11 protein-coding genes and 1 tRNA gene are annotated in these 15,104 nt (G+C 62.9%); 9 read left to right on the top strand and 3 right to left on the bottom strand.

The features are described 5' to 3' along the window. Positions 1-2: 2 nt before the first annotated feature. Positions 3-1,385: a PLP-dependent aminotransferase family protein gene (locus ACF8FG_RS00220; protein ID WP_019439163.1), complete on the bottom strand. Its 1,383-nt coding sequence runs from the start codon at positions 1,383-1,385 to the stop codon at positions 3-5. 200 nt (positions 1,386-1,585) lie between these two features. Between ACF8FG_RS00220 and ACF8FG_RS00215 the strand changes: the two genes are divergently transcribed. From ACF8FG_RS00215 to ACF8FG_RS00175, 9 genes are all read left to right on the top strand, one after another. Beyond that, the gene (locus tag ACF8FG_RS00215) at positions 1,586-2,371 is read left to right on the top strand and encodes a TSUP family transporter (RefSeq protein ID WP_019439164.1); all 786 of its coding nucleotides are present in this window, start codon (positions 1,586-1,588) and stop codon (positions 2,369-2,371) included. Positions 2,372-2,392: 21 nt separating this feature from the next. Further along, the gene (locus ACF8FG_RS00210) at positions 2,393-3,154 is read left to right on the top strand and encodes an SDR family NAD(P)-dependent oxidoreductase (RefSeq protein ID WP_019439165.1); all 762 of its coding nucleotides are present in this window, start codon (positions 2,393-2,395) and stop codon (positions 3,152-3,154) included. A 147-nt stretch (positions 3,155-3,301) separates the two neighbouring features. Next, positions 3,302-6,370, top strand: coding sequence for a formate dehydrogenase-N subunit alpha (gene fdnG / locus ACF8FG_RS00205; RefSeq protein WP_144179856.1), 3,069 nt, complete (start codon positions 3,302-3,304; stop codon positions 6,368-6,370). Next, a complete protein-coding gene (gene fdxH / locus ACF8FG_RS00200) occupies positions 6,370-7,320 on the top strand; it encodes a formate dehydrogenase subunit beta (protein ID WP_076402481.1) in 951 nt (316 codons plus the stop codon). The genes fdnG and fdxH overlap by 1 nt, the downstream gene beginning before the upstream one ends. Further along, a complete protein-coding gene (locus tag ACF8FG_RS00195; protein WP_011953329.1) occupies positions 7,317-7,973 on the top strand; it encodes a formate dehydrogenase subunit gamma in 657 nt (218 codons plus the stop codon). Before fdxH ends, ACF8FG_RS00195 begins: the two co-directional genes overlap by 4 nt. 4 nt (positions 7,974-7,977) lie before the next feature. Beyond that, on the top strand, positions 7,978-8,904 hold the full coding sequence (gene fdhE / locus ACF8FG_RS00190; RefSeq protein WP_014589485.1) for a formate dehydrogenase accessory protein FdhE: 927 nt from the start codon (positions 7,978-7,980) through the stop codon (positions 8,902-8,904). A gap of 139 nt (positions 8,905-9,043) precedes the next feature. Continuing rightward, positions 9,044-10,471, top strand: a complete 1,428-nt coding sequence (gene selA / locus ACF8FG_RS00185; protein ID WP_019439166.1) for an L-seryl-tRNA(Sec) selenium transferase — start codon at positions 9,044-9,046, stop codon at positions 10,469-10,471. Beyond that, positions 10,468-12,390 carry a selenocysteine-specific translation elongation factor gene (selB, locus tag ACF8FG_RS00180; protein WP_119714300.1) on the top strand — a complete coding sequence of 641 codons (1,923 nt, stop codon included), beginning with the start codon at positions 10,468-10,470 and terminating at the stop codon, positions 12,388-12,390. Before selA ends, selB begins: the two co-directional genes overlap by 4 nt. A 6-nt stretch (positions 12,391-12,396) precedes the next feature. Continuing rightward, positions 12,397-12,492 (top strand) — tRNA-Sec (locus ACF8FG_RS00175). Positions 12,493-12,583: 91 nt separating this feature from the next. On the opposite strand, the gene ACF8FG_RS00170 is transcribed toward ACF8FG_RS00175, so the two are convergent. Continuing rightward, on the bottom strand, positions 12,584-13,582 hold the full coding sequence (locus tag ACF8FG_RS00170; protein ID WP_119714199.1) for an asparaginase: 999 nt from the start codon (positions 13,580-13,582) through the stop codon (positions 12,584-12,586). Positions 13,583-13,645: 63 nt separating this feature from the next. Next, positions 13,646-15,088, bottom strand: a complete 1,443-nt coding sequence (locus ACF8FG_RS00165) for a sodium:alanine symporter family protein (RefSeq protein WP_014589489.1) — start codon at positions 15,086-15,088, stop codon at positions 13,646-13,648. Positions 15,089-15,104 lie beyond the last annotated feature (16 nt).

Here is a 15,104-nt window from a genome sequence, read left to right as displayed (position 1 = left end):
TTTCAGTAGAACAACCGGGGCTCTGGCGAATCCAGCAGGCTTGCCAGCTTGGTCAGGGCAAAGCCCAGTGCCTGGCGGCTGGGTGCCATCAGGGCGATGCGCACACCGCTGGTGGCGTGGCTGCGTTCAGGCAGGAACTGGCTGCCGCTGACCACCGTTACGCCGTTGTCACGAGCCAGGTTGGCAAACTCGTCGCTGGTCCACGGTTCTGGCAGCTCCAGCCAGATATGGAAGCTGTGGGGCTGACTGCGGATCTTGTATTGGCCAAGAATCTCCCGGGCCATGTGCTGGCGCGCGGCCGCCTCCTGCTGCTGCATACGCACCAACTGGTCGGCCTTGCCGCTGTTGATCAGGTTACTGGCCAATTGCGCCATCAGAGGCGATGGCATCCACACGCTGCTGCGTACCATCGATGATAACCGCGACAGGGTTTGCGGCGGGGCGTACAGGTAGCCGATGCGCAGCGCCGGCAGCACGCTTTTGGACAGGCTGGTGAGGTATACCGAGCGTTCAGGCGCATACGCTGCAAGCGGCTTGTAGTCCGGGCTGGGCTCGAGAAAACCATAGATATCGTCATCTACGATGAACAGGTCGAACTCACGGGCGATCTCGGCGATAGCCTGGCGCCTTGCTGGGGGCATGATCGAGTTGGTCGGGTTCTGGTGCGTGGTGACGCACACCAGCAGGGAAGGGCGGTGTTCCAGGCAGGCCGCGCGCAATGCCTCCGGGATGAGCCCGTGTTCGTCCATGGCGACGCCGCGCAGGCGCCGGCCCAGGCTGTGGGCCAGGGATATGATGCCCGGGTAGCAGAGCGACTCGCACAGCACCACATCGTCACTCTTCGACAGGCTGCTGATGGCCACCAGCAGCCCATGTTGGGCGCCAGCGGTCAGTACTACCTGCTGCCAGCGAGCATCAGGCAGCCAGCGCTGTATCCAGGTCGCACCGGCTTGTTTGTGGGAGGTGTGACCACCCTCTGTCACATAGTCGAGTACCTGCCCCAAGTTCGAGGAGGAGGCCAGTTCGCTGATAGCCGTGCCTAGCCACTCGCTCATGTGAGCGTCGTTGGGCTTGATGATCGAGAGGTCGATCTGGTTACTCTCGCCGGCAACGGATGTGGGTACCGACGGGGCGGGTAATGGCTGCCGCAGTTGCCTGACAAATGTGCCCCGCCCTACCTCGCCAGCCACCAGACCACGCTTGGCTGCTTCGTCGTAGGCCCTGCCAACAGTGCCGGGGGTTACATTCAGCGCCTCGGCCAGGTCCTTGAGCGTGGGTAAGCGATCGCCTTCTGCAAGCCGACCACTTTCGATGTCCTGTTCAAGGGCATCAGCGATCATCAGGTAAACCGGCTGTGTTTGATGGCTGTATTGGGGGACCCACATGGAGATGGCACCAGGCTTTGCAAGAGCGCGAAAGCCTAGCATGAAAGCTCGGATGCAGGTAATGATGGTAATTGGCGAAATTGAGTTGAATTTATTTTAGATTGAATCGATTCAATTTTTGAAATTACAATCATCGCACCGATCAGGCCGGCCACACTCGGGCTTTGCCTGGCATAACGCTCCACTGGATGGACATCGCTATGGAAATGTTGGGCTCTTACTGGGCGGAGCACTGGTTGCTGGCAGTCCTCATACTTGGCGCGATCGCCTTCGTTGCGGGCTTCGTCGATAGCATTGCCGGTGGTGGTGGTTTGTTTCTGGTGCCGGGTTTTCTGCTGGTTGGCATGCCGCCCCAGGTGGCACTGGGTCAGGAAAAACTGGTCAGTACCCTCGGCACGCTGGCGGCTATCCGCAACTTCCTGGCCAACAGCAGGATGGTCTGGCAAGTAGCGTTGGTCGGGGTGCCGTTTTCGCTATTAGGCGCCTACCTGGGGGCTCACCTGATCGTGTCGATCTCGCAGGAAACGGTGGGCAAGATCATCCTGGCACTAATCCCCCTCGGCATTCTCATTTTCCTTACCCCCAAGGATCGTCCGGTCGAGGAGCGCAAACTGTCTTCGCGAATGCTGTACACGGTAGTGCCGTTGACTTGCCTGGCCATTGGCTTCTACGACGGCTTCTTCGGCCCCGGTACCGGCAGCATGTTCATCATCGCTTTCCATTACCTGCTGCGCATGGACCTGGTCTCCAGTTCGGCCAACTCCAAAACCTTCAACTTCGCTTCCAACATCGGTGCTTTGGTGGCGTTCGTCAGCGCAGGCAAGGTCGTCTACCTGCTGGCATTGCCACTTGTGGCCTGCAACATCCTTGGTAACCACCTGGGCAGTTCCCTGGCCTTGCGTAAAGGCAACGACGTGGTGCGCAAGGCGTTGGTGTTCTCGATGCTCTGCCTGTTCACCAGCCTGGGCGTGAAGTACCTGACCTGAGCCATTGATAGGAGATAACGAATGAAAACCGCATTTGTAACCGGTGCTTCCTCAGGCTTTGGCCGCGCCATCTGCTGCACCCTGATCGGCAAAGGCTACCGTGTGATCGGTGGAGCCAGGCGCATGGACAAACTGAAAGCACTGGAGGCCGAACTGGGCGTAAATTTCATTCCGCTGGCGCTGGATGTCACTGATTCAATATCGCTCGAGAAGGCGGTCGAGCAGATGCGTGAGGCGTCGCTGCAGATCGATCTGCTGGTCAACAACGCGGGGCTGGCGCTGGGCGTGGACCGTGCCCAAACCAGCAGTGCCGCAAACTGGCAGCAGATGATCGATACCAACATCACCGGCCTGGCCATGGTCACCCACAAGATCCTGCCGCAGATGGTGGCAGCCGATAGCGGCATGATCATCAACATCGGCTCGATCGCCGGCACTTACCCCTACCCGGGCGGTAACGTGTATGGCGCCAGCAAGGCGTTCGTCCGCCAGTTCAGCCTCAATCTGCGTGCCGACCTGGCTGGCACCCGGGTGCGGGTGAGCAACATCGAGCCGGGGCTGTGCTCCGGCACGGACTTCTCGGTGGTGCGCCTCAATGGCGACATGGACGCCGTGCAGGCTTTGTATCGGGATGTAGAGGCCCTTCTGCCGGAGGACATCGCAGCAACGGTAGCCTGGGTTGCCGAGCAGCCGGCGCACGTGAATATCAATACCATCGAGATCATGCCTGTGGCGCAGAGCAGTGCGGCGCTGAATGTGGTGCGTAACCTGCCACGTGCCTGATCGGGGCCGCACCACTGACCCAGGTCATCGCAGCTTCTGGATTCTTGACTAGTCTTATCCACTGGCGGCCATCAATTGGCCGCCACCGTGACTACCAAGAGGCGCCGGCAATGTTCCGCGCGTCCACCACCTGATCAGGAGTGCACGATGGACCTGAACCGTCGGCAGTTCTTCAAGGTCGCCGCCGTCGGCCTTGGAGGCTCGAGCCTTGCGGCGTTGGGCATGGCCCCAACGCCGGCATTCGCCGAGCAGGTGCGTCACTTCAAGCTGGCGCATACCAAAGAAACCCGTAACACCTGCCCCTACTGTTCGGTCGGCTGCGGCCTGATCCTGTACAGCCAGGGTGATGCGGGTAAGAACGTCAAACAGAACATCATCCATATCGAAGGGGACGCCGACCACCCGGTCAACCGCGGCACACTTTGCCCGAAAGGCGCCGGCTTGCTGGACTTTATCCACAGCCCGAGCCGCCTGCAGTACCCCGAAGTTCGCAAGCCGGGCAGCAAAGAGTGGGTGCGGGTCAGCTGGGACGAGGCGCTGGACCGCGTCGCCGACCTGATGAAGCAGGACCGCGATGCCAACTTCATCGAGAAGAATGCCCAAGGCCAAACGGTCAACCGCTGGCTCTCCACCGGTTTTCTTGCCGCTTCCGCCGCTTCCAGCGAGGCTGGCTACCTGACCCACAAGGTCATCCGCGCAACAGGCATGCTGGGGTTCGATAACCAGGCACGTGTCTGACATGGCCCGACGGTGGCAAGTCTTGCCCCGACGTACGGCCGTGGCGCCATGACCAACCACTGGTCCGATATCGCCAACGCGAATCTGGTTCTGGTGATGGGTGGCAACGCAGCAGAAGCGCATCCGTGCGGCTTCAAGTGGGTGACCGAGGCCAAAGCGCACAACAAGGCGCGGCTGATTGTGGTCGACCCGCGGTTTACCCGTACCGCTTCGGTGGCGGACTACTACGCGCCGATCCGTACCGGCACCGATATCGCCTTCATGGGCGGGCTGATCAACTACCTGCTCAGCAACGACAAGATCCAGCACGAGTACGTGCGCAACTACACTGACGTGTCGTTCATCGTCAAAGAGAACTATGGCTTCGAGGATGGGCTGTTCAGCGGCTACGACGAGGCCAAGCGTGTATACGCCGATAAGTCCGGCTGGGGTTACGAGCTGGGTGAGGACGGCTATGCCAAGGTCGACCCGACACTGCAACACCCTCGCTGCGTGTTCCAGCTGATGAAGCAGCATTACAGCCGCTATACCCCGGAACTGGCGAGCATGACCTGTGGTATGCCGCAGGACGCCATGCTGAAGGTCTGGGAAGAGATCGCCTCCTGCTCGGTTCCGGGCAAGACCATGACGATCCTTTATGCGCTAGGTTGGACGCAGCATTCGATCGGTGCGCAGATTATCCGCAGTGCGGCCATGGTCCAGCTGCTGCTCGGCAACGTTGGCATGCCCGGTGGCGGGGTCAACGCCCTGCGCGGACACTCCAACATCCAGGGCCTGACCGACCTCGGGCTGCTGTCCAACTCGCTGCCGGGCTACCTGACCCTCGCCGGTGACGCCGAGCAGGACTACGCCGCCTACATCGACAAGCGCGCTTCCAAGCCGCTGCGGCCTGGGCAGTTGTCGTACTGGCAGAACTACGGCAAGTTCCACGTCAGCCTGATGAAGGCCTGGTACGGCGCCAACGCCACGGCGGAAAACAACTGGGGTTATGACTGGCTGCCCAAACTCGATGTACCGGCCTACGACGTGCTGCGCATGTTCGAGATGATGGGCCAGGGCAAAGTCAATGGATATATGTGCCAGGGCTTCAACCCCATCGCCGCGCTGCCGGACAAAAACCGCGTCACTGCGGCACTGGGCAAGCTCAAGTGGCTGGTGGTTATGGACCCCTTGGCCACCGAGACCTCGGAATTCTGGCGCAACGCCGGGCCGTTCAACGATGTCGACACGGCCTCTATCCAGACCGAAGTGATCCGCTTGCCCACTACCTGCTTCGCCGAGGAAGACGGCTCGCTGGTCAACAGCAGCCGCTGGCTGCAATGGCACTGGAAGGGTGCAGACGGCCCGGGCGAGACGCGTACCGACGTGCAGATCATGAGCGAGCTGTTCCTGCGCCTGCGCCAACGTTACCAGGCCGAAGGGGGTGCCTACCCTGACGCAATAATGAATATCAGCTGGCCGTACAAGATCCCTGAAGAGCCCTCCCCGGAGGAGCTGGCCAAGGAGATGAACGGCTGGGCGGTGGCCGATGTCACCGACCCGACTGGCGCGGTGATCAAGGCGGGCCAGCAACTGGCGGGCTTCGGTCAGCTCAAGGACGACGGTAGCACCGCGTCTGGCTGCTGGATCTTCGCCGGTAGCTGGACCGAACAGGGCAACCAGATGGCTCGCCGCGACAACAGCGACCCGTATGGCATGCATCAGGTGCAGAACTGGGCCTGGGCCTGGCCGGCCAACCGCCGCATCCTTTACAACCGTGCCTCCAGCGACCCGCAAGGCAAACCGTGGGACCCGGAGAAAAAGCGCCTGGTATGGTGGAACGGCAAGGCCTGGACCGGCACCGACGTGCCGGACTTCAAAGTCGACTCGCCGCCCGAGGCGGGGATGAACCCCTTCATCATGAACCCCGAAGGCGTGGCGCGTTTCTTCGCCATCGACAAGATGGCCGAAGGCCCGTTCCCCGAGCACTATGAGCCCTTCGAAACACCGATCGGCATCAACCCGCTGCACCCGCAGAACAAGAAGGCCACCAGCAACCCGGCCGGGCGCATCTTCGATTCTGTGTGGGACACCCTCGGCACGCACGATGAGTTCCCTTATGCGGCGACCACCTACCGGCTGACCGAGCACTTCCACTTCTGGAGCAAGCATTGCCGGCTCAACGCCATTGCCCAGCCCGAGCAGTTCGTCGAGATAGGCGAGGTGCTGGCCAACGAGAAAGGCATCAAGGCCGGCGACCGGGTACGGGTGTCGAGCAAGCGTGGGCATATCGATGCGGTGGCGGTGGTGACCAAGCGGATTCGCCCGCTGCAGGTCAACAATCAGACCGTGCACCAGATCGGCATTCCGTTGCACTGGGGCTTCACCGGCGCTACCCGGCATGGCTACCTGACCAATACCTTGGTGCCGTTCCTCGGTGACGGCAACACGCAGACGCCAGAGTCCAAGTCGTTCCTCGTGAAAGTGGAGAAACTCTGATGGCCAGCCAAGACATCATCGCCCGCTCGGCCACCACTACCGTGCCGCCCTCGGTGCGTCAGCAGGAGGAGGTCGCCAAGCTGATCGACACTACCAAGTGCATCGGCTGCAAGGCCTGCCAGGTGGCGTGCTCGGAGTGGAATGAACTGCGTGACGAGGTTGGCCACAACCACGGCACCTACGACAACCCCCTGGACCTCACTGCCGAGACCTGGACACTGATGCGCTTTACCGAGCACGAGCGCGACGACGGCAACCTGGAGTGGCTGATCCGCAAGGACGGCTGCATGCACTGTGCCGACCCAGGTTGCCTGAAGGCCTGCCCGAGCCCGGGTGCGATCATCAAGCACGCCAACGGTATCGTCGATTTCAACCAGGACCACTGCATCGGCTGCGGCTATTGCATCACCGGCTGCCCGTTCAACATCCCGCGCATTTCGCAGAAAGACCACAAGGCGTACAAGTGCACCCTGTGTTCCGATCGCGTGAGCGTGGGGCTGGAGCCGGCGTGTGTGAAAACCTGCCCGACCGGGGCGATCGTGTTCGGCAGCAAGGACGAGATGAAAGTGCATGCAGCCGAGCGCATCGTCGATCTGAAGTCGCGAGGCTACGACAAGGCCGGGCTGTACGACCCGGACGGCGTCGGTGGTACCCACGTGATGTACGTGCTGCACCATGCCGACACGCCGAAGCTGTATGCCGGCCTGCCGGACCAGCCAGTGATCAGCCCGTTGGTGGGGTTGTGGAAGGGCTTCACCAAGCCGCTGGCGCTGTTGGCCATGGGCGCGGCGGTGCTGGCGGGGTTCTTCCACTATGTGCGGATCGGCCCACAGCGTGTCGAGGAGGATGAACACCCGACACCGCCGGACGAAAGCGTGCATCAAGTGGACCCGTCGGTCCATGTCTATGATCCGAAGCAGCCCGGTGGGCAAGGGGAGCAGCGGCCATGAACGACAACAAACCCATCCTGCGCTACAACGCCAACGAGCGTAGCAACCACTGGGTGGTGGCGATCCTGTTCATCCTGGCGGGGCTGTCGGGGCTTGCGCTGTTCCATCCGGCGCTATTCTGGCTCAGCAACCTGTTCGGCGGCGGGCCGTGGACGCGCATTCTGCATCCCTTCATCGGGGTAGCGATGTTCGTGTTTTTCCTCGGCCTGGTATTGCGCTTCTGGCGGGCCAACTTCATCACCGCCAATGACCGCCTGTGGCTGCGCCGGGTGGACCGGGTAATGCGCAACGAGGAGGAGGGCGTACCGCCGATCGGCAAGTACAATGCCGGGCAGAAGCTGCTGTTCTGGACCCTGCTGGTGTGCATGCTGGTATTGCTGGTCAGTGGCGTGGTGATCTGGCGTGCATACTTCAGCCATTGGTTTGGCATCGATGCCATTCGCTTGTCTGCGCTGCTGCATGCGCTGGCGGCCTTCGTGCTGATTCTCAGCATCATCGTGCATATCTACGCCGGCATCTGGATCAAGGGCTCGATCGGCGCCATGCTGCATGGCTGGGTCAGCCGCGCCTGGGCCCGCAAGCATCATGAGTTGTGGTACCGCGAAGTGACCGGCGACAAGACGCCGGGTGATCACGGACGAAAAGAAGGATAAGCGCTTGAGCACCCTACTCGAACCCGGGCAGATCGAAGCGTCGGCAGTCACGCCGCCATTTCTGCACCTGCCTGCCGCCAACCTGTTTGAACTGCGCGCCGCCCGCCTGGAGTATCTGGCCGAGGGCAACGCGCTTGGCGATTACCTGAGGCTGATTGCCCGTTTATGCCGCATCCAGCAGCAGCTTGTGGATAACCCGCCCAGCGGCTTGCCCGTGGCCGAGGAGCGTCAGCGCCTGTGCATGGATCATGGTTTGCCGCCGCTGGCGGCTGACAGCCTGGTGCGTGAAGGGCCGTGGCTGGTCTGGTTGCAGGCACTGCTAGAGCACCTCAGCGGCGAACGCAGTGGCCCGCTGGGTGAGGCGCTGCAGGTGCTACGAGGCAGTGATGACAATCAGCGCAAGGGCTGGGGCATTGCTTTGCTGGCAGGCCAGTACAATGGTGTGCCAGCAGCACTGGTGCCGTTCCTCGGGGCCGCGCTGCAGGCGGCCTGGTCCAGCTGGTTGCTGGCGCTGCCCGCACACCAGCTCGAGCCTGCCGGCAGCCTGGCCCAATGCCCGGCTTGTGGTTCGCCGGCGATGGCCGGGGTGGTGCGCAACCGTGGAAAGCACAACGGTTTACGTTACCTGGCCTGTTCGTTGTGTGCCTGTGAATGGCATGTGGTGCGGGTCAAGTGCGTGTACTGCGAGTCGAGCAAGGACTTGCGTTACACCAGCCTTGAGGATGATCGCCATGCGCCAGGCAAAGCGCCGCTACGCGCGGAATGCTGCCCCGGGTGCGACAGCTACCTGAAGCAGAACTACCTGGAGAACGATGCGGCGGCCGAGCCGCTGGCCGATGACCTGGCCACCCTGGCCCTGGATATACGCCTGGACGGGGAGGGGTTCCATCGCCTGGCGCCCAACCTGATGCTCGCCCCGGGTAGTGGCTGAGGGTCTACACTGAAACACCGACTTGCCTTCGTACCTACAGGTAATTGCGCCAACCTTCCGGATCACGCTGTACTTGTAGGAGCGGGTTCACCCGCGAATGGGCCAGCACAGACAACGGATCAGTCCAAGGTAGTACCGCATGTCCAACAGCCTTGCCAGCGACACCCCACGCCTGCCGTCCATCGATACCCTCCTTCGCCACCCGGCTTGCCTCCCTCTGATCGATCGCCACGGCCGTGACGCCGTGCTGAATACCCTGCGCCAGTTGCTCGATGACCTGCGCGAGCCCGCCCGTAATGGCGAACTCGGCAGCGCCGAACTGGCTCCGGAAATACTCCTTGGCCGCAGCGGCGAACGCCTCGCCCTCCAGCAACGCAGCCAGGTTCGCCGCGTGTTCAATCTCACCGGGACCGTGCTGCACACCAACCTGGGCCGCGCCTTGCTGCCGGATGAAGCCATCGAGGCCATGCAGACCGCCGCTCGTTACCCGCTCAATCTGGAATTTGACCTGGCCACCGGCAAACGTGGCGACCGTGATGACCTGATCGAAGGCCTGATCCGCGAGCTGACCGGCGCCGAAGCCGTCACCGTGGTCAACAACAATGCCGCCGCCGTGCTGCTAGCGCTCAACAGCCTGGGCGCGCGCAAGGAAGGCATCATCTCTCGCGGCGAGCTGATCGAGATCGGTGGTGCTTTCCGTATTCCCGACATCATGGCCCGTGCCGGCGTGAAGCTGCACGAGGTTGGCACTACCAACCGTACTCACGCCCGCGACTACGAGGCCGCCATCGGCCCGCGCACTGGCCTGCTGATGCGGGTGCATTGCAGCAACTACAGCATCCAGGGCTTCACCACCCAGGTACCTACTGCCAAGCTGGCACGTATCGCCCACCAACATGAATTGCCGCTGCTTGAAGACCTGGGCAGCGGTAGCCTGCTCGACCTTACCCGCTGGGGCCTGCCCGCCGAACCTACGGTACGCCAGGCCCTGGCCGATGGTGCCGATATCGTCACTTTCAGTGGCGACAAACTGCTGGGCGGGCCGCAAGCCGGGATTATCGTCGGCCACAAGGACTTGATCACCCGGATCAAAAAAAATCCGCTCAAGCGTGCCTTGCGCGTCGACAAGATCACCCTCGCTGCACTCGAAGCGGTGCTGGCGCTGTACCGCAACCCCGATCGCCTGGCCGAGCGCCTGCCCAGCCTGCGTCTGCTGACCCGCAGCCAGGCCGAAATCCAGGCCCAGGCCGAGCGCCTGGCGCCTGAGCTCCAGGCGCGCCTCGGCGAGCAATGGGCCATCCGTGTAGAGCCTGCGTTGGGCATGATCGGCAGTGGCAGCCAGCCGGTTGCACGCTTGCCCAGTGCCGCGCTGTGCCTGCGCCCGCAAGTGTCCAAGAAGTTGCGCGGGCGCAGCCTGCATGTGCTGGAGCGGGCCCTGCGCGACCTACCGGTGCCGGTGCTGGGCCGCATTGACGACGATGCCCTGTGGCTGGACCTGCGCCAGTTGGATGACGAAGCCCAGTGGCTGGCCCAGTTGCCAGCCCTGCAGCTGGGGCCGGTGCAGTGATCGTTGGCACCGCTGGCCACATCGACCACGGCAAGACCGCACTGCTGCTGGCGCTGACTGGCCAGGCCGGCGACCAGCGGCAAGAAGAGCGCGCCCGCGGCATGACCATCGACCTTGGTTACCGCTATGTGGCGCTGAGCGAAGGCGCGCCGCTGACCGGCTTCATCGATGTGCCGGGCCACGAGCGTTTTATCCACAACATGCTGGCCGGTGCCCATGGCATCGACCTGGTGCTGTTGGTAGTGGCGGCCGACGACGGGGTCATGCCGCAGACCCGTGAGCACCTGGCGATCATCGAGCTGCTGGGCATTCCCCAGGCCTTGGTGGCGATCAGCAAATGCGACCGGGTCGAGCCGTCGCGTCTGGCCGAGGTGCAGATGCAAGTCAGTGAATTGCTGGCGCCTGGGCCGTATGCCGATGCGCGGCAGTTTCCGCTGTCGAGCATCAGCGGGGAGGGTGTGGAAGCGTTGCGCCAGGCCCTGCTGGAGGCCGAAGCAGGTACACGGCAACGCAGTGTGCACGGTGGTTTTCGCCTGGCCGTCGACCGTGCCTTTGCGGTTACCGGCGCCGGAGTGGTGGTCACCGGCACGGCACTGGCCGGGCGGGTCAGTGCGGGTGATACGTTGTTGCTGGGCAAGGCCGGCAAGGTGGTGCGCGTGCGTGGCCTGCATGCACAGAACCAGGCCGCGTTGGTGGCAGAAGCAGGCCAACGGGTGGCGCTGAACATCGCTGCCGAGCGCCTGGCCGTGGAGCAGGTGCACCGGGGCGACTGGCTGGTGCCTGAATGGTTGCATGCGCCCAGTGTTCGGGTGGATATCGAGCTGAACCTGTTACCTGACGAGAAGCGTGCTTTCGAACATTTCAGTGCTGTGCATGTGCACCTCGGCACCCAGGATGTAACGGCCCGGGTCGCCTTGCTCGAAGGCGAAAGCCTGGCTGCCGGCCAACGCATGTTTGCCCAGTTGTTGCTCAATGCGCCGTTGCAGGCCGTGCACGGCGACCGCCTGGTGCTGCGCGATCAGCGCGCCCAACGCACACTGGGCGGCGGCAAGGTGCTCGACCCGTTCGCCCCAAGCCGCCAACGCCGCAGCGATACCCGTCTGCAGCAGTTGCAGGTGCTGCGCGATGCAGCGGATCTGGAGCAGGCACTGCCAGCACTGCTCGCCAGTGCACCGGGCGGCATTAGCCCGCAGCGGCTCGAGCGGCAGTTCAACCGCCTGCGGGAAACCTGGCAGTTACCGGACGATGTGCGGGTGGTGGCCACCCGGCAGGGCCAACTCCTGTTCGCCAACGCTCAATGGCAGGCGCTCAAGCAGCAGGTCCTGGAGCAACTTGCGCGCTTTCACGAGCAAGAGCCCGACCAGCTTGGCCCTGACCGTGATCGCTTGCGGCGATTTGTAGCCTTGCCCCTGGAACGGCCGGCTTTCGTCAGTTTGCTGGATGAACTGCTCGACGACAGCGCCATCGCCAGCAGCGGGCCATGGCTGCATCTGCCCGATCACAAGGTACAGTTGAGCGAAGCCGACAGTGCATTGTGGGCACGTCTGCAGCCGAAGTTGATCGCAGGGCAATTTGACCCACCCTGGGTCAGGGCGCTGGCGAGTGAGGAGAACCGTGCCGAAGCCGATGTGCGCCTGTTACTGCGCAAGTTGGCCCGGCTGGGCCTGGTGCATCAGGTGGTGCGCGACCTGTTCTATCCAGAGGCGACGCTACAGCGCATGGCAGCGTTGATGCTGGGGCAGGCCAGCGAAACGACGATAGTGCAGGTTGCCGCGTTTCGCGATATGTTGGGCATCGGTCGCAAGCGCAGTGTGCAGATTCTGGAATACTTCGACCGCATCGGCCTGACCCGGAGGGTGGCCGACCAGCGTCACATCCGCGCCGACAGCGCCCTGGCTCAACAGCACGCCAGGCACTGAGTTCAAGGAAGGCAATCGCGCCCGGTGGCGCGGCCGGGCTTCAAACCCGGTTGGGGACGGCAGCCGTTCCCGGGCAGGTTCGACTCCCGCTGCCTTCCGCCATTTTTTCACCCTTTAGGGCCTCTTCGCGGGTGAACCCGCTCCTACACAGGAAACGCTATCGTCGTAGCGAAGAGGCCCACAAGGGCGCTGATCAAGCCCGCTCGCCACACAAATCCAGGACAAACCAGCGGTCTGCTGCGTCAGCATCCAACCCTGCGCCCAGTAGCGCCATCATCTTGCCCAGCGCCGCTTCACGGGTCATGCCACCGCCACTGACCAGCCCGGCCCCGCGCAAGCGGTTGCCCGCTGCATAGGTGTCGAACACCACCGAGCCTTCCGGGCACTGGCTGATAGCCGCCAGCATCACGCCGCGCTGGCGCGCTGTGCTCAGCACATTCAGCAGCGCCTGGTCATCCGACGGCCCGGTACCGCTGCCGTAGCACTCCAGCAGCAAACACTGCACACCACTGTCGATCAAGGCCTGCAAATGCCCGGCCTGAAGCCCCGGGAACACCGGCACAACCGCCAGGTTGACCGGTTTGCGCGGTTGCTTGTAGCCCAGCTCGGCAGGGATCGTATCGGCCCGCTCAGCGTCACGATGGCGCGGCAGCTCAGCAAAGGCATCGAACGCTTCGCTACGCAGCTTCGACGCCCGGCAGCCATGCAGCAGCTGACCGTGGAAGTACAGTTGCACGCCATCTTCCAGGCCGTGCTCGAACTGGCGCAATGCGCCGCACAGGTTGTCCCAGGCATCGCTGTCCGGGGCACCTGCCGGCAGCATCGAGCCGGTCAGCACTACCGGTGCTGGCAGGCCCAGCAACAGGAACGACAAGGCTGCAGCGCTGTAGGCCATGCTGTCGGTACCGTGCAGCACCAGCACGCCATCGTGGCCCGCTACATCCACCGCCGCGACGATGGCATCGCGCATCGCCAGCCAGTTGTGCTGTTGCATGTTGGCGCTGTCGAGCAGCGGGTTCAGCTCGTGCAGTGTCCATTGCACCTGGGGTGCATTGGCCATCTGGGCAAAGTGTTCACGCATCCGCGCGTCAAAACCACCGGCCGGTGCCAGGCCTTCGGGGGTTTCGAGCATGCCGATGGTGCCACCGGTATAGAGAACGAGAAGATTCTTTACTGCGCGCATGGAAAGCATCCGTAGCGGTGAGCGGACAAAGAAAAGCCGCCCGCGGAAGGGGCGGCTGGGCAGGGGAGGATATCAGCGCTGCGTCTGAACTTGGCCGACTGCTTTGTCAGTGGCTGTTTCCACCTGAGGATTGGCAGGCCAGGCATTGCGGTCCAGGTCCAGGTCGGCAAACTTGGACGAGTCGAACACAGGCTGCTTTACACCGGCCTTGCGCTGCTCGTCATAGTCGCGCATGACTCGCAGGCCGACCTTGAACAGCAGGGCCAGGGCCACCAGGTTGACGAAGGCCAGGCAGGTCATGGTGATGTCGGCGAAGGCGAACACGGTCGACAGGTCTTGCATCGAACCCCACACGACCAGTGCCAGTACCAGGCCACGGAACACCATCAACACTACGCGGTTACGGCTGAGGAACTGCAGGCTGTTCTCGCCGAGGTAGTAGTTGTAGAGGATGCAGGTAAAGACAAACAGCGACAGCGCCACGCTGACGAACACGCGACCCCAGTCACCGACTACGGCGGCCAGCGAGTTCTGGGTCAGGACAATGCCGTCGCCCTCGAAGCCCGGGGTGTAGAAGCCCGAAAGCAGGATCAGCAGTGCGGTGCAGGTGCAGATCAAGAAGGTGTCGAGGAACACGCTGAAAGCCTGGACCACGCCCTGCGCGCCCGGGTGTTTCACCGCGGCCACGGCAGCGACGTTCGGTGCACTGCCCAGGCCTGCTTCGTTGGCGAACACGCCACGTTTCACGCCCATGACGATGGCGCTGCCGAGCAGGCCGGCAAACGCCGGATCGAGGCCGAAGGCGCTCTTGAAGATGGTTTCCAGCATGGCTGGCACGTGTTCGATCTGGGTGCCGATCACGTACAGGGTCACGCCGATGTAGGCCAGGGTCTTGACGGGTACCAGCAGGTCCGACACTGCCGCGATGCGCTTGATACCGCCGATGAAGGTGATGGCCAGCAGCACGGCCAGGACAATACCGGTGTGGCTTGGGTCAAAGGCAAAGGCATTCTGCAGCGAGTGGGTTACGGTGTACGACTGCAGGCCGATGAAGGCGAAGCCGTAGGTGACCAGCAGCAAGATCGAGAACACGATGGCCATGCTCTTGCGCTTCAGCCCGTGCTGAATGTAGTAGGCCGGGCCGCCACGGTACAGGCCGTCGCCATCAGCGCGCTTGTACACCTGGGCCAGGGTGCATTCGAAGAAGCTGCTGGACATGCCCACCAGTGCGGTGACCCACATCCAGAACACGGCACCTGGGCCGCCAAGAGTCACTGCGATACCGACACCGGCGATGTTGCCGGCGCCCACGCGGCCGGCCAGGCTCAGCATCAGGGCCTGGAAGGAGCTCAGCTGGCCTGCCTGGCCACGCAGCGATTCCTTGAACACGCTGAACATATGGGTGAAGTGGCGGAACTGGACGAACCGGGAGCGGATGGTGAAGTAGCTACCCAGCCCTACGATCAGCACGATGAGGAGTTTCCCCGAAAGGAAATCGTTGATTACTTCGAGCATTGGAAAATGACCTCGA

Source organism: Pseudomonas sp. YQ_6, assembly GCF_043103245.1.
GTDB lineage: Bacteria > Pseudomonadota > Gammaproteobacteria > Pseudomonadales > Pseudomonadaceae > Aquipseudomonas > Aquipseudomonas alloputida.
The sequence above is the reverse complement of the archived record's forward strand: the minus strand, read 5'-3'. Positions and strand labels throughout refer to the sequence as shown.

What these genes read in the sequence shown, in the direction of transcription:
- ACF8FG_RS00220 (WP_019439163.1), bottom strand. Translation starts at nt 1,385, where the DNA reads ATGTGGGTCCCCCAATACAGCCATCAAACACAGCCGGTTTACCTGATG.
- ACF8FG_RS00215 (WP_019439164.1), top strand. Translation starts at nt 1,586, where the DNA reads ATGGAAATGTTGGGCTCTTACTGGGCGGAGCACTGGTTGCTGGCAGTC.
- ACF8FG_RS00210 (WP_019439165.1), top strand. Translation starts at nt 2,393, where the DNA reads ATGAAAACCGCATTTGTAACCGGTGCTTCCTCAGGCTTTGGCCGCGCC.
- fdxH (WP_076402481.1), top strand. Translation starts at nt 6,370, where the DNA reads ATGGCCAGCCAAGACATCATCGCCCGCTCGGCCACCACTACCGTGCCG.
- ACF8FG_RS00195 (WP_011953329.1), top strand. Translation starts at nt 7,317, where the DNA reads ATGAACGACAACAAACCCATCCTGCGCTACAACGCCAACGAGCGTAGC.
- selA (WP_019439166.1), top strand. Translation starts at nt 9,044, where the DNA reads ATGTCCAACAGCCTTGCCAGCGACACCCCACGCCTGCCGTCCATCGAT.
- ACF8FG_RS00170 (WP_119714199.1), bottom strand. Translation starts at nt 13,582, where the DNA reads ATGCTTTCCATGCGCGCAGTAAAGAATCTTCTCGTTCTCTATACCGGT.
- ACF8FG_RS00165 (WP_014589489.1), bottom strand. Translation starts at nt 15,088, where the DNA reads ATGCTCGAAGTAATCAACGATTTCCTTTCGGGGAAACTCCTCATCGTG.